Here is a 25404-nt window from a genome sequence, read left to right as displayed (position 1 = left end):
ATTAGAATGTCAAAAAGAATTTTAAAATACGGATTATTTTTTTCGCTGATAGGTATTGTTTTCATATCATCATGCGGGGTGACAAAGGAATACGTCAAACCCGAAATGAACATAGACAGCCTCTACCGAGATATTCAGAACTCCGATACCAACTCAATGGCTCATCTTTCATGGAGAGAGGTATTTACAGATTCGTATCTGCAAGACCTGATTGAAACAGGTCTCACCAATAACCCGGATCTGGAAATAGCCTATTTGAATATCCAGCAGGCCGAAGCCTACTTTAATCAGAGCAAAGCAGCGTTCCTTCCCAATCTCAATCTGAGTGCGGGCGTCGATGAAAGTCGTTTACCGGAGGCTCAACGCTTTGGGCGAGGCAGTAATATTACCCAGTATAACGTCGCCGCATCGGCTACTTGGGAAGCTGATATCTGGGGAAAGTTAAAAAGTAGCAAGAGAGCCGAACTTGCTAACCTTCTGGCCACTACCGAGGCTGCCAGAGCTGTGAAAACACGACTTATTTCAACCATTGCAAGTTACTATTATCAACTGATCGCTATGGATGAACAGTTAGCCATAACTGAAAAGACGGTTGAAAACTGGAATAGTACGGTAAACACCATGCGTGCGTTGAAAGAAGCCGCAAGTGTGACCGAGGCTGCTGTGGTACAGAGCGAAGCTCAGCGCTATGCTGCGGAAGTTACGATTCCAGATTTGATACAAGCTATTCGCGAAACAGAGAACGCTCTTAGCATTTTGCTAGGCTCGCAACCTAGCGAAATCAGCCGAGGAAGCATTATCCACCAAACCTTACCAACATCACTAAATATCGGTATACCGGCTCAATTATTAGCGAACCGACCAGATGTCTTGCAAGCTGAATTACAATTCAGACAACAATTCGAACTTGCTAACCTCGCAAGAACATACTTTTACCCTAGCGTATCCATCACTGGCTCAGCAGGGTTTAATTCTGTAGACATTTCAAATCTTCTCGACCCCGCTTCGTTTATAGCAAGCATCGGTGCAGGATTGACACAACCGATCTTTAACAGGCGGCTGAACAAAACTCGTTTAGAAGTTGCCTTATTACAGCAGGAAGTTGCCTTATTAAACTTCAAGACTGCACTTTTGAATGCAGGGCGGGAAGTATCCGATGCGCTGTCTCTCTATGAAACATCGAATCAAAAAATCAGCGTTCGTCAGAAACAAACCGACGCATTGGAAAAAGCAGTGGATTACACGCAAGAGCTTTTGGAAAACGATTTTGCAAACTATACCGAGGTTATTACCGCTAGACAGAGCTTGTTACAAGCCGAACTAGGTGAAGTTAATGATCATCTGGAACGCCTGATCTCCGTAGTAAATCTTTATCGATCGCTTGGAGGCGGGTGGAAATAATCCCGCAGAAATCGTATAAAAGAAAAATGCCTCGCTCCGGAAACCAGAGCGAGGCATTTTCTTTTATAGAAACGGTTAAGCTTCCTGATATTCAAAATTAAATACCGGTGGCAGATGCCCCATCCCCTCACAACTGACATCTAAATCATTAATCAATCCGGTCCTTAAACTGTAAGCCCAACCGTGCAAGGATAATTCCTTGCCTCTACCCCATGCATTCTGAACGATAGAGGTTTTAGAAAGATTGTAGACACTCTCAATCACATTAAACTCGACCATCTTATCCAGTTGCGCCTGAGGATCCTCAATTCGATCGACTTCGGAACTATGCAGACGATACGCATCTTTAATATGTCTTAGCCAATTATCGATTAACCCAAACTGCTTATTACTCATTGCAGCCGCAACACCACCACAACCATAATGTCCACAGACAATAATATAACGAACCTCCAGCACATTTACCGCATAATCCAGCACGCTGAGCATGTTCATATCACTATTAACCACTACGTTTGCAATATTTCTATGGACGAATATCTCCCCTGGTTTCGTATTGGTAATTTGATTCGCGGGAACCCGGCTATCTGAGCAACCGATCCATAAAACCGGTGGTTTCTGCCCTTTAGCCAGTCTTTCGAAGAATTCAGGATCCTCCTTTAATGAATTAGCAACAAACTCTTTATTTCCTAATAACAACTCTTCGTATGATATAATATTATTTTGACACATTTTTATTTTTCTTTATTGATTTAAAATTCTGTTTATTTTCAACTTCCAGTAATTGGACTATTTTTCCGCGATTAACGTAAAGCGCTTCATATTCTTTGATAACCAGGATCACATCCTTGTCGATGAACTTACTTTTTCGTCCATCGATGACAATTTCGTTTACCTTTCGTGGGATATTTTGCAGCGAAAATCGGATAGCTGGTTTATTCAGAAAAGAAACTTCTTCTGACAAGGTCACCACCACCTTATGAGCCTGTTCTTCTTCTTGACCCCCATAATCAAATGAGTTTCGCATGTTATTACGAAGTACATATAGCAGTGAAATAACGATCCCAACTCCTACCCCGGTTAGCAAATCGGTTAAAATAATAGCAATAACCGTTGCTATAAATGGCACAAACTGATCAACACCTCGTTTAAATGTATTGACAAACAAAGCCGGATTCGCTAACTTGTATCCGGTCACCAATAAGATGGCAGCCAAACAAGCCAATGGAATCATGTTAATTACTACCGGAAATAAAACCAAGGCCAGTAATAACCATAGTCCGTGAAACATCGCACTTTGACGAGATCGCCCGCCCGCATTCACATTCGCAGAAGATCGTACGATTACCGAAGTAAGCGGCAATCCCCCAAGCAATCCACTCGTCATATTACCAATTCCTTGTGCCAGTAATTCACGATTTGTATTCGAAGTTCGTTTCATCGGGTCGATTTTGTCTATCGCCTCAATACTCAACAACGTCTCGATACTGGCAATGATTGCAATCGTAAAGGCCACTATCCATACATCCTTATTCAGGATCTGACTAAAGTCGGGAAAGATAAAAAGGTTCAAAAAGTCGTTTACCGAAGCAACTACTGGTATCTGCACCAATTGACTGTTCTGAATTTCCAATGGAGTTCCTTTAAAAAGTTGAAACGCCGCCAGACCCAGAAGCACGACGACCAATGGAGCGGGAATAGCTTTCAGTTTTTTGATTTTGGGCATCCCGACCAAGATCACGATCGAAGCTATGCATATAGCAACCGCTCCCCAGCTGATCGATGAAAACATTTGCTCCCAGCCGGTTGAAAACATACCTTGACTTAAGCCAAATCCGTAGGGAATTTGTTGTATAATAATGGTTATTCCGATAGCAGCAAGCATTCCCATGATTACAGAAGACGGGAAGAAATTACCAATATTGCCCGCCTTCGCAAAAAATAAGATCATTTGCAATACACCGGCTAGCACCACGGCCAATAAAAATGTAGGATAGGCACCTAAAGATTGAATAGCGCCCAATACAATTACGGTAAGCCCAGCCGCCGGGCCACTCACACTCAATTGAGAGCCACTGAATGATGCAATTACGAGACCACCAATGATCCCAGTTAAAATTCCGGCGAATAAAGGCGCGCCGGACGCCATTGCTATACCTAAACACAAGGGTAGTGCTACAAGAAAGACTACTATACTTGCAGGTATATCGTATTTTAGGTCACGTTTTGATAATTTAAAAAACGCAGACACACGAGTTCCTTTCATACTAAAAAGTATCTAATTAAAGTAAAACATTTAAGAAAATTGCGCCGACAAAGAGATAAGCCATGCGCAGACAATTTCTACTTAAGAGAAGTTAGGAGGCGGTGTCGGAACAGAAGGGAAAAATGCAATTATATCTCGTTCATTGACGAGGTTGAAACTTGCTTGGAGAATATGAGTTATTAATTCATTAAACGGAAGAATGTAACCGGTGACAGGAATCTCTTTAGCATCGACAGACCCTTGAGCCTTACCTTCTAACTCAAGTTGCATCATCACGTTTATAATAAACTCGCTATCACTAAAGCTTATGACAATGGGTGCTGTTGAAATCAACATCTTGGAAGCAAAGATGGAGAAAAAGATCAAACTAAATATTATTCTTTTTTTCATTTTCAACGTACATGTCGAGAGACTCAGTACTTTTAACTATCCAAATATATGGAAAAAACTAAAACAAATCGATTATATCACGATATAAATTACAAAAAGCTCCTAAAAAATCGCATACTCTACATATATCATCATTTTTATAGCTCGTATATTATATTAATAGGTTAAATTTAACATTACCTTAACTTTTTAATAACAAACTCAATTTTTATTAGATGAAAAATAGAAAACAATCTCTTTTTGTACAGAAATACGATAAAATACCACAAGGAATAGAAAACATATCAATTAAAATATTGCGAAATAATAATTAGGCTATCACTGACAGTTTCTATATATTTGCATTTCTTTTGTTCCCGTAGTTCAATGGATAGAATGTCAGATTCCGGTTCTGATGGTATGAGTTCGAATCTCGTCGGGAACACGCACATAGCCGCTTAGAAGTATCTAAGCGGTTTTTTTATGTATACATCGAATAAGTTCACCGATAATTGGTTCAGATAATAATAGATTTAGAGCGGACTCATTCCGCATTTGTCCCGCATTTTAGGCTCGAAATGCGGATTTGCTGTGTATAGGATTTTGCGGTGAAGTATAGGAAGGTTTTAGGACAGTAAAGACAAAATCAGGAACGTACAAGAAACTAATTGGGCTTTCAATTGTTAACGAGATAACACTAAAACTAAAAACCGACAAACATGAACGACAAAATCAAGATCCTAGGAATTGCAGGAAGTGTTCGAAAAGAGTCTTTCAACCGGTCAGCCCTGAAAGAAGCAAGCAAACTGGTTCCTGAAAATGCTGAAATTGAAATCTACGAACTCGACGAAAACCTTCCAGGCTTCAATCAAGATAAAGAACAAAATCCACCAGCGTCTATCGTTGAATTTAAGAAAAAGATTAAGGAAGCCGACGCTATTTTATTCGTAACCCCTGAATATAATTACTCGGTGCCCGGCTTACTGAAAAACTACATCGATTGGGCATCTAGGCCTTATGGCGACAACGCGTTCAATGGAAAGCCCGCGGCTATTATGGGAGCATCTATCGGTAATATTGCCAGTGCTCGTGCGCAATATCACCTAAGGCAGATGTTTGTATTTCTGGATATAACCGCGGTTAATCAACCAGAGGTGATGATTGGTATGGCACAGGACAAATTTGACAACCAAGGCAATCTCACCGATAACGATACCAAAGGCTTCATTAGCAAACTATTGGTTAACCTAGTTAAGTTAACGAAAACCTTGAAAGGCTAACACGAGGTTAGAGGACATTTAATTCAACAGTTTCTTTGAAGTCATCATCATGATGAGATCAGAGAAACTGTTGAACGAGTGTCTCCCACTCTTCTTCGAGCGTCACATTTGGGCGTCGGTGACCTGCCTTACGATACCAATAGTCGGCATTCCATTGGTCGCCTTCCACTCGGTGGAGATAAGCATGCACCAATGCCGAGTCAGGATCATCCAAACTATCGACTAAATCGTGAGCTTCTTTCCATCGGTCGTTCTTATCGTACCATAATGCTTTCAGATGAACTGAAAGGTCAGCAGAAGGGTTACTTTCGTGAAGAGAATCGGTAAACTGTGTAAATTGCATTATTTTAGAATATTGATCACAACAGTAAAGATAATATTCTACGGATGAATAATTGGCCACATTTTTGTTTATTTTGCATAGATAAATCGAAGGATCGTTGTCTTAGCAGTTCACGTTTTAAAAACAGAGGATGGAAAAACCTATAACTCCAAAAAATAGCGAGTATCTATTAGCCGTAAGGTTAGTTACGCTCATATTGATTCTGATTCTATCCTATATGCTACAAAGCGTATTGGTGCCCCTGCTTTTCAGTATGCTTATTGCCATTACCTTGTTCCCATTGGCCACTTTACTTGAACGTTGGCGAATACCTCGATTATTAGCGGCTATCATATCGGTCATCGTCGCTATTATTGTCATTGTGGGACTCATTTACCTTATTGTAAATCAGGTTCTTAACATCGGAAGAAACGGAGAAGACATGGTTGCCCGTTTTCAGGAAATTTTAACGGTGATTACCCAATGGACAAACGAAAAATTCGGCATAACCGATGATATGCTATCTCAGAAATTCCATGAATTCACTGACAATGCATTATCAAACGCCACAACCTATATCCAACGTGCATTTAGTTCTATCGGTGGCATACTCTCCAGTGTTGTGCTAGTTCCACTATTCGTATTCTTTATGTTGTACTACCGCGATTTCTTTCGCGAATTCTTTTTCCTCACGTTTAAATCGACCGGTAGAGAAAAGGTCAATAAGATCTTGAACGATATTTATAGTGTGGTACAGAGTTACCTCGTGGGTTTATTAACGGTTATGGGTATTGTTGCTATCCTCAATACCGCCGGACTATTGGTAATGGGTATCAGCTACGCTTGGTTCTTTGGCATATTAGCAGCGTTATTGATGTTGATCCCATATATCGGAATTGCAATTGGTTCCATCCTGCCAGCATTGTTTGCGTTGGCGACCAAGGACAATGCTTGGTACGCCGTGGGTATAATCGGTTGGTTTCAAGTGGTGCAATTTTTTGAGGCAAACTTAATCACACCTAATATTGTCGGAAGCAAAGTGAGTATCAACCCATTAATGTCGATTGTTGGCTTATTATTAGGAGGAATGCTCTTCGGTTTAGCCGGTTTGATTTTGGCATTACCGCTCATCGCTATCATTAAGGTTGTATTAGATTCAAACCCATCCCTGTCTCATTTTGGTTTTTTAATCGGTGAACCGGAGGAAAGCCACCTCAAGTCGAAACGTAGTTTCAAACGACTTCGAGAATGGCGAATCAAGAAAGCTTTAGAGTCCTCATTGAAGGCAAAAAAGAAAGCTGACAAATAAATCGTTTGAAATACAAAGCAAAGATTTATCTTTGCCTTTTAGAACGATTTTTAACTCCTTAAATGAAGCACATCCGCAACTTTTGTATTATTGCGCATATCGATCACGGTAAAAGTACATTAGCTGATCGATTATTGGAATATACGCAGACTGTTACTCAACGAGAATCTCAGGCACAGTTGCTTGACAATATGGACCTGGAGCGCGAGCGAGGCATTACAATTAAGAGCCACGCTATTCAGATGAATTATCTTCATGAAGGTCAAGAATATGTATTTAACTTAATTGACACGCCCGGTCACGTAGACTTTTCTTATGAAGTTTCGCGATCCATCGCAGCTTGTGAGGGAGCGCTCCTGATTGTCGATGCTTCTCAAGGGATCCAGGCCCAAACCATATCCAATTTATATTTGGCATTAGAGCATGACCTAGAGATCATTCCAATTTTAAATAAAATGGACTTACCGGGTGCTATGCCTGAAGAGGTAAAAGATCAAATCATCGACCTAATTGGTGGAGAACGCGAGGACATTATCCCGGCATCTGGGAAAACTGGAATGGGTGTTTCTGATATATTAGAGGCTATTGTAACCCGCGTCCCGCACCCCGTTGGTGACCCGGAAGCACCGTTGCAAGCACTTATATTTGATTCTGTTTATAACTCCTTTCGTGGAATTATGGCCTATTTCAAAGTTGAGAACGGTGAAATCAGAAAAGGTGATCGCGTTAAGTTCATCGCAACCGGCAAAGAATACATCGCTGATGAGATTGGAACGTTAAAATTAACTCAAGTACCAAAAGATGTCATCAAGACTGGTGATGTGGGTTATATCGTTTCTGGAATTAAAGAAGCACGCGAGGTAAAGGTTGGCGACACGATTACGACGCTCACACGACCAAGTAAAGAGGCCATTCAGGGGTTCGAGGAAGTAAAACCAATGGTTTTCGCAGGCATCTACCCGGTAGAGACTGACGACTATGAAGAACTTCGTGAAAGCATGCACAGATTGCAATTAAACGACGCATCCCTTGTATTTGAACCTGAATCTTCCGCTGCCTTAGGTTTCGGCTTTCGATGCGGCTTTCTAGGTATGTTGCACATGGAAATTATCCAAGAGCGACTGGAACGCGAGTTCGACATGACAGTGATTACAACCGTGCCCAACGTTTCCTATATCGCACACACAACGAAGGAGGGTGCGGTGAAGGTAAACAACCCTTCAGACCTACCTGATATCAGCAAACTTGATTATGTAGAAGAACCGTTTATCAAAGCAAATATAATTACGAAAGCAGACTTCGTCGGCCCGGTAATGTCACTTTGTATCCAGAAAAGAGGGATTATTGTCAATCAATCCTATTTAACTGCGGATCGGGTTGAGTTGACTTTCGAGATGCCAATGGGTGAAATTGTATTCGATTTCTACGATAAATTAAAAACCATATCGAGGGGCTATGCTTCTTTCGACTATCATCAAATCGGTTACCGCCAGTCGGATTTGGTAAAACTGGACATCCGCTTGAACTCGGAACCAGTTGATGCACTCTCATCGTTGATTCACCGAAGCAACTCCTATGAGTTCGGAAAGAAAATCTGCGAAAAATTAAGGGAGCTCATTCCGCGTCAGCAATTCGAAATTATTATCCAGGCATCAATTGGTGCTAAAATCATTGCTAGAGAGAGCGTTCGTGCCTTGCGAAAAGACGTAACTGCTAAGTGCTATGGTGGTGATATCTCAAGAAAGCGTAAATTACTTGAAAAACAGAAAAAAGGGAAGAAAAGAATGCGCCAAGTAGGTAATGTGGAAATTCCACAAACGGCATTTATGGCTGTTTTAAAATTAGATTAGTAAGTCATGGAAATATTAGATGGAAAAGTAGTTTCTGCAAGAATCAAAGAAGATATAGCGAAGGAAGCTAACGATTTTTTTGAAGTTACGGGACGCAAACCCCACCTGGTAGCTATCTTAGTTGGGCACGACGGTGGAAGTGAAACCTACGTGGCTAGCAAAATCAGAAACTGTGAAAAAGTTGGTTTCAAGTCGACTCTAGTACGTTACGAAGACAACGTAACAGAAGACGAGCTATTAGCTAAAATAAACAAAATCAACGATAATGAAGCGGTCGACGGACTCATCGTACAATTGCCCTTACCAGAACATATCGATCCGGAGAAAGTAACGGCCGCTATCGATTACCGTAAAGACGTCGATGGTTTTCATCCTATAAACTTGGGAAGGATGATGCGTAACCTTCCCTGTTTCATCCCGGCTACCCCCTATGGCATCATGTTGATGCTTGAATATTATCAGATTGAGACCGAGGGTAAACATGCGGTGGTTATTGGCAGAAGCAATATTGTGGGTAGTCCGATGAGTATCTTATTGGCACGCAATAGTAATCCAGGAAACTGCACGGTAACGCTTACGCACAGTAAAACACAAAATTTACCAGATATCGTCCGTCAAGCTGATATCATCGTCGCTGCGATTGGTCGGAAGAATTTTGTTACTGCTGACATGGTTAAAGAGGGAGCCATTGTCATCGATGTAGGTATCAACCGTGAAGAATCATCTGAGACCAAATCAGGTTACAAGCTTTATGGGGATGTCGACTACGAACAGGTAGCGCCCAAGACATCTTGGATTAGTCCGGTACCGGGCGGTGTCGGTTTAATGACAATCGTTGGTCTTTTGAAGAATACCTTGAAATCAGCTAAAGGAGATATTTATTAAATGAGTAATTCAGTTCCGGAAGATGGCACCTTGCTTCCCTTAATGGAAGAGTTCTATACCATCCAAGGAGAAGGGTACAATACAGGTAAAGCTGCTTATTTTATCCGACTTGGAGGTTGTGATGTGGGATGTCATTGGTGTGATGTAAAAGAAAGTTGGGATGCGTCCATTCACCCCTTAACTGCAACCGACACCATCGTTGAGCATGCAAGTAAATATCCTGCAAAGACGGTTGTAGTGACTGGAGGAGAACCCCTTATTTATAATATGGACTATTTGACGAAAGAGTTGAAAACCAGAGGGATTGAAACATTCATCGAGACATCTGGCGCCTACCCTTTATCTGGTGATTGGGACTGGATTTGTTTGTCACCGAAGAAGTTCAAAGCTCCTCGACCTGATATTACATCTTTTGCTAACGAGCTAAAAGTAATCGTTTTTAACAAAAGTGATTTCAAATGGGCAGAGGATTATGCAAAAACAGTGTCGGCATCGTGCAAGCTTTACTTGCAACCCGAATGGTCTAAAGCCAAGGAGATTACCCCCTTGATCATTGACTATGTAAAAGAGAACCCACGTTGGGAGGTGTCACTGCAAACGCATAAGTTCATGAATATCCCTTAATTCAATAACTTTAGAGCGACTTTAAGAGCAAGCCATTCTTTTATTTATTGATATCAGCTGCTGCTTTGATCGAGTCTTGCTTTTCTTCTTCTTCACGCTTCGCTTGCTTTCTGAAAAAACCACGGAACAGAAAGTTGTGCTGCAGAGCTTCCATATTTTGATTTAACTTCTCAGTGCTCTCTTCCAAGTTCTTCATCGTTTCTTTTACCTGTGCCGCTGTCTCTTCGTCATTAAGCAATAACCCTAAAGCATTATCATCCTCTTTAAGTTTACCGGTAGCTTCACTCAAGTTATCTGTCATCAAGCTCGCATTCTGGGTAATATCCTCTAATTGGGCCATAGACGACTTAAGGCTCGCAAAGATAGTCGTGTCTGTTAACAGATCACCTGCTAATCCACCTTCACTGTTTAATTTTTCTGAGAATGCAGCTAAGTTTTCCGATACCTTTCTCGAGTTCAAAGCCGCCTGATTCAGATTAGCTAACATCGCTTTCATATTTTCAGCCATGAGCGAATCAGTAAAGAAGGCGCCAATTGTACCCTCACCGCGCCGTACTCGTTCACTTAGCGCTTTTACATCGTTTGTAATCGCCACTAAGTTCTCATTGTTTACCTGTAAGGTGGCCATCATAGCTTCCGTGTCATTGCCTTCTTTTGCACGCAGTTGGTCGCCATCTTCCACGAAAGGAATATCACTAGAGCCACCTTCAATAACAATCATCTTATTACCGATAAAGCCTTCAGAGCTAATCACGGCCGCAGCGTCTTTTCGGATGTATTCTTTTGATTCATCGTTGATAACCATGACAATTTCTACCTGGCTTGCCGGAGTAAAATTAACTTCACGAATTGTGCCTACTTTTACTCCGGAAAACCATACATTACCACCTTTCTTCAGTCCGGCAGCATTATCAAATATGGCGGTCACTTTAATTGCCCCACCAAAACGATTCTGCTGTCCACCAATGATAAAAATTCCCGCGAGCAGTATAATGATACCTATCAAAACAAATAAGCCTACAATAACTGAGCGCTTTTTTTCTGCTGATTTCATATTAATCTATAAAATTATAATCATAAAAGGGTTTAACCCTTGAATCTTGTGTATTAAAAATATCCTCGAAATCTCCCTCACGTTCGAAAGTACCATCAAGCAGCATCACAATACGGTCACCAACGGTTTTGGCACATGCCAAATCGTGTGTAATGATAATGGATGAGGTCTTAAACTGATCCTGGACATCGTTAATTAGTTTATTAATCTCGATGCATGTTAAAGGGTCTAGGCCTGCCGTAGGTTCGTCATACAACATAATTTCTGGTTGTAAAATTAACGTACGGGCAATTCCGATCCGTTTCCGCTGACCTCCGGAGAGCTCGGCTGGCATCTGATCAATTGCCTGTAATAAACCAACACTCTCCAATACCGACGATACCGCATGGTTGACCTCTTTTCGTTTTAGATGTTTTTTTATGCGTACCAACGGGAATTCAATATTCTCCCTAACCGTCATACTGTCATATAGGGCACTATTCTGAAAGGAGAAGCCTATCTTTAAACGCAATTGCCGTAACTCTTCCACATCGATACCTTCCATCGACGTACCCAAAACGTTCACAGAACCTCTATCTGCTTTTAGTAAACCTACAATAATTTTGATAAGTACCGACTTCCCTGTGCCCGACCGACCTAACACAACGAGGTTCTCACCGCGAAAAAGATCAAGGTCTACGCCTTTAAGAATATCCTTTTCACCGAAGGACTTGTGAAGATCCCTAATGGTGATTACCGAATCGTCATAGTTGATGGAGTCTGCTGTTTTCTTTTTCATTGCGGAACCAGTTGTAGAAGTTGAACAATTAAAAGTTCTTCAATAAAGATTAGGAACATCGACATAACAACCGCCCAGTTAGCCGCTCGGCCTACTCCTTCCGTTCCCTTTGAAGAAGTATAGCCTTGATAACTACCGACAATCCCAATGGTAAAACCAAATACAAATGATTTAAATACAGCTGCGAAGACGTCTTTAAAAGTAATTGCATCAAATACCTCCGTGAAAAAGACGACCATACTCGTGGCTTCGTTTTGGTTTATATTCATAAATGCACCCATGAGCGCTACAAATGCCACATAAAACATCAAGACCGGAATCATAACCGAAGTAGCAACAACGCGGCTAACCACTAAAAATTTGAATGGATTTGTACCAGACACTTCCATGGCGTCAATCTGCTCAGTTACCTTCATGGAACCTAGTTCAGCTCCAATTTGGGAACCGACCTTTCCGGATGCTATCAAAGCAGTAACTAAGGGCGCCAATGCCCGAACGACTGCTATAGATATCAATGCCGGCAACATGGCCTGTGCTCCAAAGTCGGCCAGCGATGGTCGCGATTGCTTCGTAAATACTACACCGATGATAAAACCAGTCAGAGACATCAAAGGCAGTGATTTGACACCAATCTCGTAACATTGACGAACAATCTCTTTAAACTCAAAGGGACCAACAAATACCTCTTTGAAAAACCGCATTACAAAACGATGAATTTCTGCTAAATCTATTAGGTATTTATCAATGATTTTTGAAATCATTATCTGATTTGTTTAGAATAAAAAATATCTATAGAATAAGATTGCGCAAAAATAAAGCTTATATTATAGAAATATGCAGAAAGATGATATTTATTTAATGTCATATTATGATTCACGGCTTGTATATGTAACATTCATATAGACAAAAAGGTGTGTTGATTAAACTATCAGCTTTTCAGGGCGTCATATATACAAACGCACTCGATTATCAATTAAAATATACGACTATGAAAAATATAAAAAACAAGATATTACTCGTCGCGACCGTCATGTTTCTGGTGGCGACTGCCGGCCTCAAACAGGCGCGAGCACAACATATGGATGTTTCGTTCCAGTTATTCTATGACGAACTTTCTCCATATGGACAATGGATCGACGATCCGGATTACGGATATATTTGGCTTCCGGATGTGGATAGAAACTTCCATCCTTATTCAACGAATGGAAGATGGGTCAATACGAACTATGGAAACACATGGGTATCGGACTTCGACTGGGGATGGGCTCCTTTCCATTATGGTCGCTGGCATTATGACGACTATTATGGTTGGGCTTGGGTTCCAGGATACGAATGGGGACCGGCTTGGGTTTCATGGAGACAAGGTGGAGGCCAATATGGATGGGCTCCTCTAGGCCCTGGAGTAAACTTAAGTATCAGCGTGAATATTCCATTAAGACACTGGATATTCGTACCTCAACGTTACTTCTTTAGCCCTTCGATCTATAGATACTATACGCCGTATAGAAGATACAACTCGTTTTACGGTCACACGACCATTATTAATAACACGTATATCTACAACAATAGAAGATACTATAGTGGTCCTGCTAGACGCGACTTGGCTCGGGTAACACGAAGCAATGTAAGGGTTTATAATGTAAACGATCGTCGCCGACCAGGTAGAGCTTCAATAAACTCTCGATCAGTGTCATTATATAGACCGAACATCAACCGGGATTCACGAAGTTCAGCGAGACCAACACGTGTAGCGAGCCGAGGCTCAATACAACGTCAGCCAGCTTCTACAACGACGCGTTCAGCAAGAAACAACTCGTCCATAAACAACAGTTCTAGAGTACGTGGGAATACGAATGCAAATACAAGAACACGTAATACGGAAGCTATTCGGCCGAACGCAAGCAGTCGCTCAACATCTGCAACGCGACCAAATACGAGGGCAACTTCAAACACAAATCGCACGAACAATCGTAGTGCAGTTGAAAGCAATCGAACACGTACGAGTCGTGCACCGAGCAATCGATCAACTGCGCCGAGGTCAACGAATGTGAAACCTCAGACTCAACGGTCGTCATCGGCGAGGAGTACTCCTAATCGTCGCGTACAACAATCCAAGGCACCGAGTTCACGGACGAGACAACAGTCGGTTGCACCGTCAAGAAAAACACAACGACAAAGCCCGGCTCGACGTCCAGAGGTAAAAAGCCAGCAACGGAGGCCGCAGCCAAGTCGTTCGAACACACGTGTACAACGTGCCAGTAATCCGTCGCCAAGTAGATCAAAGACAACTGTCCGCGCATCACGTCCTTCTTCGTCAAAGAAGGCTACATCAAGCAGGAGCTCTAGCTCAAGAGGCAGGTCAACTTCAGCAAGAGGTGGCAGATAATATAAGATTATAACATAAAATAAAATAGTAGGGGCTGTAATCCAATGGACGCAGCCCCTACTTGTTTATTCATCTTAGTAAAAACAATGGCTAGGGAAATTATAAACTTTTCCTATTTTTATTAAATGTTTCAAAAATTATTAGCCCTCGAATGGAAAGCATTTTTTCGTTCTGCTAGCGCCGGTCGTAGCATTGCTGTTAAGATATTTTTAGGCTTTATAGCCTTTTATTTCATTATGGTTTTTCTAACGCTCGGCTTCAGTTTGTATGAGCTTGTCGAAGAGTCCTTTCCGAATGAAACACCCATACATAAAGTTAATGATTTCCTTCTAGCTTGGTTTGTGTTCGAACTGATCATACGCTTTATGCTACAGAATCTTCCAGTAATGCATTTGAAACCGCTACTCTTGCAGAAAGTGAGTCGCAGTCAAATGTCTCACTATCTCTTGACTAAGAGTATTTTTTCGTTTTACAACCTGATGGCATTGCTCGTTACAATACCCTTTGCTGCAATTTGCTTTTTTAAAGGTGATGTCACATCAATGCAACTGATGGCGTGGTTGCTAAGCATATTCTCGTTGGTTCTAACAATTAACTTTGCGAACTACTTCATTAAAAAGAAATTTGCAGAAAACCTAAAAGCATTCATACCGCTGATTATCGTTATAACAGCGCTAGCGTTACTTGATTATTTTGGCGTCTTTTCTGTCTCTAAACTTTTCGGCCAGTTGTTTACTACGTTATTGGAACAACCCATCTTGGCCATGATTCCATTACTTATACTAATTGGCAGTTATATCAGCACGTTCCGCTCCCTTCGACACAATATTTATCTGGATTCCTATGTAAAAAATCAATCAGACAGCTTCCGAGAAACAGACCTGTCGTGGACCAACCGATTCGGGAAACTAGCACCTTTCATCCAGCTAGACATCCGTTTATTGCAACGCAATAAACGTTCGCGAGCCACCGTTATTATGGCCCTCTTATTGGTTTTTTATGGTCTCTTCTTCTACCCCAACCCTTATTACCAAAACTCAACGTGGATGGTATTTGTAGGCATTTTTATTACGGGTATCTTTATGATTAATTTCGGTCAGTTCATTCCCGCCTGGGACAGCAGCTATTATGCTATGTTGATGACTCAAGATGTCTCCATGAAACTCTACTTAAATTCCAAAGTAATGCTGATGTACGCCTCGGCTATCATTCTGACAGTTCTTAGTACCCCATACGTGTATTTTGGTTGGGATATCCTGTTAATCAATTTGGCTTGTGCTCTATTCAATATGGGAATTAATGTCCCCATCCTGTTATACTTCGGAGCAATGAATAAAAAGAGAATCAACTTAGATAAGTCACAGTTTTTAAATTATGAGGGAATGGGCGCTGCGCAGTGGATTGTTGGCATTCCTCTATTTGCTATTCCCATCTTGCTGTGGTTTTCGCTTTCAGAAACTGTTGATAAAAACACAGCCACTCTGAGCTTAGCATTCCTCGGTATTATTGGTCTGGTATTAAAAAATATTATTATCAACGGACTAGCGAAACTGTATAAAAAACGGAAGTATGAGACCATTAGTGGGTTCTCCCAACAGCAAGATTAATAAAAAAGCTTATAAGACATGATAGAGATCAAAGACATTAAGAAATATTACAACGAGTACTGTGTATTAAATATTCCTCATTTACGAATTGAAAAAGGTGAAAGCATCGGTTTAGTTGGTAATAACGGTGCTGGGAAAACAACCCTTTTTAGTTTGGTGCTCGATCTAATAAAAGCCTCGAACGGACAAATTACCAACCAAGGGATACCTGTTAATGAAAGCGAAGATTGGAAAGGCTTTACAACGGCGTTCATTGATGAAAGTTTTTTGATTGGCTATCTATCTCCAGAAGAATATTTTTATTTCATTGGTGAATTACGTGGTCTAAACAAAGAGGATGTTAATCACTTTCTGGTCGACTACAACGACTTTTTTAATGGTGAGATCCTTAACCAACGGAAATATCTACGAGATCTATCAAAAGGAAACCAGAAGAAAGTTGGCATTGTAGCGGCATTAATTGGCAACCCGGAGCTTGTTATCCTAGACGAGCCTTTCGCGAACCTGGACCCCACCACCCAGATATGCTTGAAGAAGATTATTAAGAGCCTGACGGAAAGCAAAGAAAAAACGTTTTTAATATCTAGTCACGACCTTTCTCATACGGTTGATGTTTGTGATCGGATCATCGCTTTAAACAAAGGAGAAGTGGTCAAAGACGGACCAACTTCTCCGGATACCTTAATGGAATTAGAAGCATTCTTTTCGCAGTCGTTACAAGAAGAATAAGAATGATCTTATTTTTTTAGGACTAATACTGAAGGGCCTAAACCAACTGTAAACTCTTCCGTATCTTGACTTTCTATGCTATAATGATGGACTGTTCCATTACCGGTCCAGACGGCATTGGACACCCAAATATCTCCATTTTCTTGGTCCACAGTGAGAGCATACATATAATCAAAGGTAATGGAGTTGAAATAATCTAGTTTATTAACTTGATCAGCATTTTTGTCCATTTGTAGCAGGTTGAACACGCCATTTTCGCCCTCATAATTGGTACTAACAACATAAAGTTGACCTCCTTTGGAATCCATCAACTGAGCACCGAAATCAAATTCCTTATCTACAGCATCGGTTACGCTATTAATTCTATATAGTTTAGCCGGATGGAGCACGACCGACCAATCATTACTATCGAAAATATCCCCGGTACTTACATATACATTCCCTTCGGCATCACTATGGAGACGATAAACATTATCGCCTACTTCGATTTCCTTTACCACCGAAAGTGTTGCCGGATCAATTACAAAAACCCGATTGTCGTGAACACCACCGGCGATATAGTCGTTTGAACCAGAATTTGCGACATACACTTTATTATTTGCCACTCCGATCTGTTCAGGCGTGTTCCCTACCGCAATTTCTGTTGTTACTGTATTGGTTAGCGTATCGATTACGAAAACTTGATTCGTATACGAAGTCACAAATACCTTCCCGCTATGAAATGCCATATAGCGCGGCTTCTCGATGTTGATAGCCTTAATTTGTTTAGCAGAAGCGGCATCTAATACCAACACCTTATTTGACCCTGTGGCTGTTATAAACATGAGGCTTCCGTACTGCCCCATATCAACGGGATCGGCACCCAGTTCGGCCGTAGAGTTATTAGTTTGAAAGATATTTGGTGTAACCTCGTTCGTCTCAAAGTCGATATACGAAAGACTACTTGACCCGGCAACATTAAACGATCCTTCATTCAATACATACATACCCGCAGAAGGTGCCACCGGTTCATCTGCGATAACAGGGTCTTTATCGGAACAAGAGGTCGCAAACGCAGCAAAGACGCCGATAAAGAAAAGAAAAGATTGATGTAAACTGTTTTTCATTTGATTATATATAGTGATTAATAAGCAATTTGTAAACCAACACGATAATGCAAGCCCGGCATCGGGTATGAACGGATAATCTGGTAATTTGTATCTGCCAGATTATTAAGTTCTAGTTGGATACGATATGTTTGTTCTCTTTTTTTCAGAGAGTAAGATGCTGCAATATTTTGGACCAGCCAATCGGTCATCAAGTTTTCCATGGTATTTGAACGTAAGCTATAACGCTCGCCAACGTATAAAACATTGTAACTAAGTGAAAAGCCTTTGTAATTGCCAGTTGCAAAAAACGCGCCACTATGTTGTGGAGTATAAGGTACCAACTGATCATAATTGGCGCCATCTGGGGTTTTATCAACGGCTTTTTGATAGGTGTAATTGACTCTGGTGTCTAAGGTTGATTTGGTACCTAACCGTACTCTGCCCAAAAAGCCAACATCCAGTCCGTCGATATCAACTTGCCCCAAGTTGACCATCGACCAACGAAATAGGCTATTGAGAGGAATGGCTGTAATCCGATCTTTGATTGCGTTGTGATACGCATCTACATTAAATTGTATCTGTTCAATAGTCCCCGGCAGTGCTTTCTGCCATGTGAGACCTATATTGTACTCATCAACAAACTCAGGCCTCAACGATGTTGAGCCGACCAGTGTATAGTACATATCATTGAATGTAGGAGCTCTGAAGATCGATTTGTGGAATACCCTTAGATATAGGTTGTTATTTGCTAATGGTTTCCAAGAAGCCGATACTGAATATCCCAGATTTTCCTTGTGCAAACTCTCCTCATGAATTTCGGTTTTCTCAGTCCAGAAGGTCGCCAACGCATTTGCATCAAGTTGTACATTTTTCCATTTCCAACGTAGAGCTGTATTCAATAGAACGGTATTTCTCGTTGGGTATGCAAAATCCCGCAGGTTGGCGTCAAGTGTCTGGCGCGTATAGTCAGCAGCAAAAGACGCCTGAAGCTGTTTAGAAAGCGTGAAGAGATTGGCGACTGATATAAAGTTTTCATGCTGCTTATATGTATTTTCTAGATAGCCATCTGAAGTTAGAAAATTAGGATCAGCGTAGTGCAGATAACTATATTGGTGTTTTGCATTTAGCAAAATTTCATATCGTGGACTGATTATTTTCTTCCATCTTCCTTGAATAAAATAATCACGCTCTTTTTGTCGCTCTTCCGAGAAGAAGCGATTATCGACCGCAGCACCAGGAAGCCCGCGATCTGCAAGATAGTGGTAAAGACTCACCTTCCATGAACTACTGTCCGCTAAAGCACCTTGCACGGCGAACTCCAGTCGCAGGGCTTCTATATCAGAATTTTCCCGTCGTACTAATGTGTCGACAATCCCACGTTGGAAATAAAAATCATACTCTCCATGAGCACTCGTATATTCGGCGTTGAAATTCGTGCTCGTCTGGGACCCCAACTTTTGTTGCCAACGAAACGATGGATTAAGCAACCCGAAACTTCCGGTTTCCAAACCCAATTTCAAATTGGTCTTGCACCCCGGTTTAAAGACAGGATCAGTCGTTACCAACTGCAAGACAGATGCTGCGGAAAAAGCCTTCGCAGGTAGCAACAAGTTATTAGGCTGGCCATGGAACAGACTAATAACTTCTATATTTTCAAGAGTAAGGCGACCGAGATCAATTTGGCCATTCTGTGCATTATTCATGCTTATTCCGTCGTACAGTATTGCAGTGTGATTAGCACCTAGGCTGCGTACATCCACAGTTTTAAGACCACCAATACCACCATAGTCTCGTACCTGTACACCTGAAAGATATTTCACAGCATCTGCGACGGTGGTACTGTTAAGATTTGACCAATCATCCGGACGAAGCGTCTGAGATGGCATAGGCGATTGTTCGGCATTTGAAAGTTGAGTCCGGTTAACATCAACCCGATTAAGCGTGTCTGCAACCTTCAACGTATCTTGCGCAAACAAGTTAAGGGTCGATATTATAAAGAATATAGATAGTATGCTCTTCAACACCATGCGGTCTGATAACGATTAAACACTTCGCCAAACTTAGATAAATCTTCCTTTATTTAGGAATTAAAATTCTCTAATGATAGCGAGTCAAAAAGAAACACTTCGTATAACAAGTACCATAGTATTGTTTATCACGACATTATTTCATGTAAAATGCTATCCAACACGTCATTTTTTCCGATTTTATAGAACATTCTACAATGGTATTTGTTTTGAAATAGATAGGAAAAAACGAATATGAACTTCAATAATTTTACTATAAAAGCACAGGAGGCTATTCAGAAAGCCTCAGAAATAACAGTCGGCAACCAACAACAAGCTATTGAACCCGCACATCTATTGAAAGCGCTATTAGTAGTCGATGAAAATGTTGTTAGTCACCTGCTAAAAAAACTTAACGCTAACATTCCACTTTTGAATGAATCCCTGGATTCATTGATTGCAGGATTTCCAAAAGTTAGTGGAAGCAATATCTATCTTGCTAACGACACGAACGCGATTATTCAAAAAGCACAATCATATTTAAAGGACTTCAATGACGAATTCGTTTCCGTAGAACATCTTCTATTGGCAATATTGAATGGCAGTAGCAAAGCATCAAGCCTTTTAAAAGATCATGGGCTGACCGACAAAGATCTAAGGAAAGCTATATCGGAACTACGTGGCAACAGTCGCGTTACGGACCAAAACGCTGAAGCGACATATAATGCTTTAAATAAATATGCACGGAACTTAAATGAATTTGCAGAGTCTGGGAAACTGGATCCAGTAATCGGTCGCGATGAGGAAATCCGACGTGTAATGCAAATCCTCTCTCGGCGGACGAAAAACAACCCGATCCTCGTGGGAGAACCGGGTGTGGGTAAAACGGCTATTGCCGAAGGAATTGCTCATCGTATCATTAAAGGCGATGTTCCTGAAAATTTAAAGAGCAAAACGGTTTACTCGCTAGATATGGGAGCTTTAATCGCTGGAGCTAAGTACAAAGGCGAATTCGAGGAACGTTTAAAATCTGTTGTAAAAGAGGTAACCAGCAGTGACGGATCAATTATCCTCTTTATTGACGAAATCCACACACTTGTAGGAGCCGGTGGTGGCGAAGGCGCCATGGATGCTGCTAATATCTTAAAACCAGCGTTGGCACGAGGTGAACTACGTGCTATTGGAGCGACTACACTCGATGAATATCAAAAATACTTTGAAAAGGACAAAGCCTTGGAACGTCGATTCCAAATTGTAATGGTTGAAGAACCGGACACTCAGGATGCCATCTCTATTCTGAGAGGCTTAAAAGAGCGCTACGAAACCCACCATAAAGTACGCATACTTGATAGTGCAATTATTGCGGCCGTGGAATTATCTCAGCGCTATATTGCCGACCGCTTTTTGCCAGATAAGGCAATTGACTTGATGGACGAGGCAGCCTCCAAGTTGAGATTAGAAATGGATTCAGTGCCGGAGGCTGTGGACGAAATAGAACGAAAAATCATGCAATTGGAGATCGAACGGGAGGCGATTAAACGCGAAAAAGATCAACACAAAGTAGAATCTTTAAGTGAAGAGATTGCTAAGTTAACGAGCGAAAGAGATTCAATTAGAGCATCTTGGCAAAGCGAGAAAAGTTTGGTTGACAGTATAAATCAAGAAATGCAAAGAATTGAAGACTATAAGCTAGAGGCCTCACAGGCTGAACGTGCGGGCGACTATGGCAAGGTTGCCGAACTACGCTATGGCCGCATTAAAGAAGCGCAAGACAACGTAACGAAGCTGAAAGCTGATCTTGAAGAATTCCAAAGCGACCATCGAATGCTAAAAGAAGAGGTCACGGCTGAAGACATCGCTAGCATAGTTGCCAGATGGACCGGCATTCCAGTTGCAAAAATGGTTGAAAGCGAGCGCGAGAAACTATTGAAACTTGAAGAAGAACTTCATAAACGAGTTGCCGGTCAGTCGGAGGCAATTGAAGCTGTCTCAGATGCGATCAGACGATCGAGGGCGGGATTAAGTGACAAAAACCGCCCAATCGGTTCGTTTATCTTTCTAGGAACTACGGGTGTGGGAAAAACTGAATTGGCGAAAGCACTCGCGGATTTTCTTTTTAACGATGAACACATGATGGTCCGAATTGACATGAGCGAATATCAGGAACGCCATTCAGTCTCTCGACTTATAGGTGCCCCTCCAGGATACGTGGGTTACGAAGAAGGCGGCCAACTTACTGAAGCTGTGCGCAGACACCCCTATTCGGTTGTACTTCTAGACGAGATTGAAAAAGCTCATCCAGATGTTTTCAATATCTTACTGCAAGTACTGGACGATGGTCATTTGACTGATAATAAAGGAAGAGTCGTTAATTTTAAAAACACGATCATCATCATGACATCTAATATTGGTTCTCACTTGATCCAAGAGAGCTTTTCGGATTTACACGAAGGTAATCGTGCTGAGGTCATCGCCAAAACACGGATGGACGTATTTGAACTTTTAAAAAAGTCGATACGACCAGAGTTTTTAAACCGTATCGATGAGGTTATCATGTTCACACCATTATCTCGGGACGAAATTGGTGAAATCGTCAAATTGCAATTTGAGAAACTTCAAAAGCAGTTAGCAGAAATGGATATCACAATAACAGCCAGCCCCGAAGCCTTAGATTGGCTTGCACAGCTAGGCTATGACCCTCAGTTTGGAGCGAGACCGCTCAAGCGTGTAATGCAGAAACGAGTACTTAATGAGTTATCAAAGGAAATTTTAGCTGGAAAGGTATCAAAGGATAGTACGATTAAATTAGACATGTTTGACCAAAAGTTTGTCTTCTTAAATGAGAGTTAAGAATATATCTATTTGTCGTAAATAGAAGCAATTAGAAAAAGGCACATTATTTGTGCCTTTTTTGGTTACCTGAGGATGAAAAATACACTAGAAAAACAGAAAACAGGCTCAAAAGTTTATTACAAAATATTCTTTATTTTTATGGCATCGGCGGTTGCTCTAGGGCTCGCCTATGTCATAAGTCGGGTTGCCTTTGACGAAATGCTCGTCAAAGTGGATAAGGTGTCGACACCTAACGAGAAACTGAGGCTAGTGAGTCGGATCTCTAGAGACATTCTTCAAGTTGACCAACTTCAGCGTGCACAAGTCTTAAATACAACTAATTATACTGGTTATGCTAAAGAATCAAATGATATACTACGTGCTCTTGATACCCTGGAAAATCTTTATTCGAGTCATGATGTGCAATCTCAAAGGATCGACTCCATTAGAATTCTGCTCAAAGAACGAGATCAATTGTTTAATTCATATGTACAGGTTCGAAAAAACTTAGTAGACAATCAGGCATTTTCTTCACAAATAAAGAACATATCATCATTAATCCAGTCAGCGCCGCAAAGTGACAGCACCATTGTAACCACAGAAAAGAAGATTACTACCCGAACTGTGGAGCCCGCGGAACAAGAAGAAGATAAATCAAACAGGGGCTTCTTGTCTAGGATCTTCGGCGGTCGGAATAAAGAGGCACCCACAACTCCTTCGGCTCCGAGAACGATTCAGGAAGAACTGGACATTCAAGTAGATACCATTAAGAATGTTCGTGCTGATAGCGCCGAAAAGAAGATAGATCAAGCAATTCAAAGTTTAGCACAACGGCAGATACAGCGAAGTTCAAATTTCGTCAATCAGGAAGCCGAACTTACAATTGCAGGAAATATCCTAGTCAGCAACATGTTCAGCATTCTTCATGAAGTGGAGAAGGAAGCCATGCTTCAAATGGAACTCGAAAATCTTGATGCAAGAAATGTAGTTAACCAAAGCGTTCAGCGGATAGCATATATCTTACTGACATTCTTTATCATATCGGTTATTCTAATTTATTTTATTTTAGATGATATGCGAAAGGGCGCAGCCTATCGTACAGAATTAGAAAGAGCAAAAAATGAGGCTGAGTATCACAGCGTCGCTAAGCAGCGTTTTCTTTCGAATATGAGTCATGAGCTGCGCACTCCCCTTCAGTCAATCATTGGTTACACCGAGCAACTAAGAAATCAACATTCAAACAATGAGAAAGTCAACGTAATCCACCAATCGTCTGAACATTTATTGCAGATTGTAAACGAAATACTGGATTACAATATGCTGAATTCAGGGAAATTTGCTTTCCAAGAAGAGGTGGTCAATATCAAAAAACTCGGACAAGAGCTAATCGACATCATGAAACCTCAAGCTGACAGGAAGAATATCGACTTGGTATTAAGCGCACAAACATTTGGAGATGGGCTTGTTATAGGTGACGCATTCCGAATTAAACAGATACTTTTCAACCTAGTGGGGAACGCAGTAAAATTCACCGACGTCGGCCAGGTTCTACTACAAATTGTTGCAACAGATTACGGTGATAAAACCGATATAAGTTTCCGTATCCAAGACACAGGGCCGGGGATTATGGAGTCAGATTTAAAAAAGATTTTCAACGAATTCGAACAGTCAACAAATGCGGGCTCTGGCGTACACTTTGGTAATGGTTTAGGGCTTACGATCGTTAAAACTCTAGTAGAAGCTATGGGTGGTGACATTAAAATAAAAAGCATTGTAGGTAAAGGCTCTGTATTTACGGTTTCCTTCAGTCTTCCTACAATGCAAGAGGCTCTTGAGACCGACCAAAAGGGACCGCTATTAACTCCGGTGTCAGCCTTTTCAGGCAACGTATGGGTTGTTGATGACGATAATTATATTTTAGACCTGTGTGATACTATCCTTCAGAAGTACGGTATCAATCATCAAGTTTTTCACTCTCCGATTGACGCCTTAGCAATGCCCAACAATGAACGGCCTGATTTCATATTAACTGACATGAGAATGCCAGGCATGACAGGCAAAGATCTTTACAAAGAGTTTAGAGAGCGTTACGGGTCTAGTGTCAAAATCATAGCGTTTACGGCTCAGGCTTTGCCAGAAGAACGAAAAGAGATCCTATCATTTGGCTTTGACGGCTTATTATTGAAACCCTTCAAGGAACTGGACTTATTGACCATTCTTGGGCTGGAGGCTGACACCGACCCGGTAAACAATGCAGCCAGTGAGCTGATCGAGACGATATTATCAAACACAGATGAACACATACGACCCAAAGTCATTAAACTATTTAAGGACGGAACAAAAAAAGACTTGGCTGAGCTGAAATCAAACGTCCTGTCAGACAATATCTATCAAACAGAGTTTTTGTTACACCGACTAGCGGGCAGAACAGCTCAAATGGGAGAAGAATCAATCGCTTTCGTGTTGAGAAAAATGGAGATAGATGCAAGAAGCGGTGAGCAACCGGGCGTTGACGAGATTGAAGAGATCGAACATAGACTTAAACAATTTATAGAGCTTTTGAACAAAGAAGAAGCTCTATAAATTTTCAAGAAAAAAAACTTTAAGAAGTGTTTGTT

General features: G+C 41.2%; 20 protein-coding genes and 1 tRNA gene. 12 read left to right on the top strand and 9 right to left on the bottom strand.

Annotated elements, in window-relative coordinates; genetic code table 11:
• The first annotated feature begins 6 nt into the window (after nucleotides 1–6).
• The gene (locus tag WKR92_RS12620; protein ID WP_375558190.1) at nucleotides 7–1401 is read left to right on the top strand and encodes a TolC family protein; all 1395 of its coding nucleotides are present in this window, start codon (nucleotides 7–9) and stop codon (nucleotides 1399–1401) included.
• A gap of 75 nt (nucleotides 1402–1476) precedes the next feature.
• Here the strand turns inward: WKR92_RS12620 and can are convergent, their stop codons facing one another.
• The 3 genes from can to WKR92_RS12605 all read right to left on the bottom strand — a co-directional run bounded on the left by can (nucleotide 1477) and on the right by WKR92_RS12605 (nucleotide 4003).
• Complete coding sequence (gene can, locus WKR92_RS12615; protein WP_375558189.1) at nucleotides 1477–2133, bottom strand: carbonate dehydratase; 657 nt, start codon at nucleotides 2131–2133, stop codon at nucleotides 1477–1479.
• Entirely contained in the window at nucleotides 2120–3667 is a 1548-nt protein-coding gene (locus tag WKR92_RS12610; protein WP_375558188.1) for a SulP family inorganic anion transporter, read from the bottom strand. The genes can and WKR92_RS12610 overlap by 14 nt, the downstream gene beginning before the upstream one ends.
• Nucleotides 3668–3748: 81 nt before the next feature.
• The gene (locus tag WKR92_RS12605; RefSeq protein WP_375558187.1) at nucleotides 3749–4003 is read right to left on the bottom strand and encodes a hypothetical protein; all 255 of its coding nucleotides are present in this window, start codon (nucleotides 4001–4003) and stop codon (nucleotides 3749–3751) included.
• 406 nt (nucleotides 4004–4409) lie between these two features.
• Here WKR92_RS12605 and WKR92_RS12600 point away from each other — a divergent pair.
• Nucleotides 4410–4481 (top strand) — tRNA-Arg (locus WKR92_RS12600).
• A 274-nt stretch (nucleotides 4482–4755) separates the two neighbouring features.
• The gene (locus WKR92_RS12595) at nucleotides 4756–5316 is read left to right on the top strand and encodes an NADPH-dependent FMN reductase (protein ID WP_375558186.1); all 561 of its coding nucleotides are present in this window, start codon (nucleotides 4756–4758) and stop codon (nucleotides 5314–5316) included.
• Nucleotides 5317–5374: 58 nt separating this feature from the next.
• Here the strand turns inward: WKR92_RS12595 and WKR92_RS12590 are convergent, their stop codons facing one another.
• Nucleotides 5375–5659 (bottom strand): hypothetical protein, encoded by a 285-nt coding sequence (locus WKR92_RS12590; protein WP_375558185.1) that lies wholly within the window; start codon nucleotides 5657–5659, stop codon nucleotides 5375–5377.
• Nucleotides 5660–5789: 130 nt separating this feature from the next.
• Here WKR92_RS12590 and WKR92_RS12585 point away from each other — a divergent pair, with 130 nt between their 5' ends.
• From WKR92_RS12585 to WKR92_RS12570, 4 genes are all read left to right on the top strand, one after another.
• Nucleotides 5790–6947 carry an AI-2E family transporter gene (locus WKR92_RS12585; protein WP_375558184.1) on the top strand — a complete coding sequence of 386 codons (1158 nt, stop codon included), beginning with the start codon at nucleotides 5790–5792 and terminating at the stop codon, nucleotides 6945–6947.
• A gap of 62 nt (nucleotides 6948–7009) precedes the next feature.
• On the top strand, nucleotides 7010–8797 hold the full coding sequence (gene lepA / locus WKR92_RS12580; RefSeq protein WP_375558183.1) for a translation elongation factor 4: 1788 nt from the start codon (nucleotides 7010–7012) through the stop codon (nucleotides 8795–8797).
• Between the two features lie 6 nt (nucleotides 8798–8803).
• Nucleotides 8804–9682: a bifunctional 5,10-methylenetetrahydrofolate dehydrogenase/5,10-methenyltetrahydrofolate cyclohydrolase gene (locus WKR92_RS12575; RefSeq protein ID WP_375558182.1), complete on the top strand. Its 879-nt coding sequence runs from the start codon at nucleotides 8804–8806 to the stop codon at nucleotides 9680–9682.
• Entirely contained in the window at nucleotides 9683–10306 is a 624-nt protein-coding gene (locus tag WKR92_RS12570; protein WP_375558181.1) for a 7-carboxy-7-deazaguanine synthase QueE, read from the top strand. It begins immediately after the preceding gene.
• A 40-nt stretch (nucleotides 10307–10346) separates the two neighbouring features.
• On the opposite strand, the gene WKR92_RS12565 is transcribed toward WKR92_RS12570, so the two are convergent.
• The 3 genes from WKR92_RS12565 to WKR92_RS12555 are packed head-to-tail and all read right to left on the bottom strand — an operon-like array spanning nucleotide 10347 to nucleotide 12899.
• Nucleotides 10347–11360: an MlaD family protein gene (locus tag WKR92_RS12565; RefSeq protein ID WP_375558180.1), complete on the bottom strand. Its 1014-nt coding sequence runs from the start codon at nucleotides 11358–11360 to the stop codon at nucleotides 10347–10349.
• A 1-nt stretch (nucleotide 11361) separates the two neighbouring features.
• Nucleotides 11362–12138 (bottom strand): ABC transporter ATP-binding protein, encoded by a 777-nt coding sequence (locus tag WKR92_RS12560; RefSeq protein ID WP_375558179.1) that lies wholly within the window; start codon nucleotides 12136–12138, stop codon nucleotides 11362–11364.
• Nucleotides 12135–12899 carry an MlaE family ABC transporter permease gene (locus WKR92_RS12555; protein ID WP_375558178.1) on the bottom strand — a complete coding sequence of 255 codons (765 nt, stop codon included), beginning with the start codon at nucleotides 12897–12899 and terminating at the stop codon, nucleotides 12135–12137. Before WKR92_RS12555 ends, WKR92_RS12560 begins: the two co-directional genes overlap by 4 nt.
• Nucleotides 12900–13126: 227 nt before the next feature.
• Here WKR92_RS12555 and WKR92_RS12550 point away from each other — a divergent pair, with 227 nt between their 5' ends.
• From WKR92_RS12550 to WKR92_RS12540, 3 genes are all read left to right on the top strand, one after another.
• Nucleotides 13127–14524, top strand: coding sequence for a DUF6600 domain-containing protein (locus WKR92_RS12550; protein ID WP_375558177.1), 1398 nt, complete (start codon nucleotides 13127–13129; stop codon nucleotides 14522–14524).
• Nucleotides 14525–14649: 125 nt separating this feature from the next.
• Nucleotides 14650–16131 (top strand): DUF5687 family protein, encoded by a 1482-nt coding sequence (locus tag WKR92_RS12545; RefSeq protein ID WP_375558176.1) that lies wholly within the window; start codon nucleotides 14650–14652, stop codon nucleotides 16129–16131.
• Nucleotides 16132–16149: 18 nt separating this feature from the next.
• On the top strand, nucleotides 16150–16860 hold the full coding sequence (locus WKR92_RS12540; protein WP_375558175.1) for an ABC transporter ATP-binding protein: 711 nt from the start codon (nucleotides 16150–16152) through the stop codon (nucleotides 16858–16860).
• 8 nt (nucleotides 16861–16868) lie between these two features.
• Here WKR92_RS12540 and WKR92_RS12535 read toward each other — a convergent pair whose 3' ends face one another.
• Nucleotides 16869–17966 (bottom strand): DUF5074 domain-containing protein, encoded by a 1098-nt coding sequence (locus WKR92_RS12535; RefSeq protein ID WP_375558174.1) that lies wholly within the window; start codon nucleotides 17964–17966, stop codon nucleotides 16869–16871.
• A gap of 17 nt (nucleotides 17967–17983) precedes the next feature.
• On the bottom strand, nucleotides 17984–19969 hold the full coding sequence (locus tag WKR92_RS12530) for a TonB-dependent receptor plug domain-containing protein (protein WP_375558173.1): 1986 nt from the start codon (nucleotides 19967–19969) through the stop codon (nucleotides 17984–17986).
• A 240-nt stretch (nucleotides 19970–20209) separates the two neighbouring features.
• Here WKR92_RS12530 and clpB point away from each other — a divergent pair, with 240 nt between their 5' ends.
• Both clpB and WKR92_RS12520 read left to right on the top strand, forming a co-directional pair.
• On the top strand, nucleotides 20210–22804 hold the full coding sequence (gene clpB / locus WKR92_RS12525) for an ATP-dependent chaperone ClpB (protein WP_375558172.1): 2595 nt from the start codon (nucleotides 20210–20212) through the stop codon (nucleotides 22802–22804).
• A gap of 75 nt (nucleotides 22805–22879) precedes the next feature.
• A complete protein-coding gene (locus WKR92_RS12520) occupies nucleotides 22880–25369 on the top strand; it encodes an ATP-binding protein (RefSeq protein ID WP_375558171.1) in 2490 nt (829 codons plus the stop codon).
• The last annotated feature ends 35 nt before the right edge of the window (nucleotides 25370–25404 follow it).

The sequence above is a fragment of the Albibacterium profundi genome, from assembly GCF_042159835.1.
Taxonomy (GTDB): domain Bacteria; phylum Bacteroidota; class Bacteroidia; order Sphingobacteriales; family Sphingobacteriaceae; genus Albibacterium; species Albibacterium profundi.
This window is presented reverse-complemented; position numbering and strand designations above follow the sequence as displayed.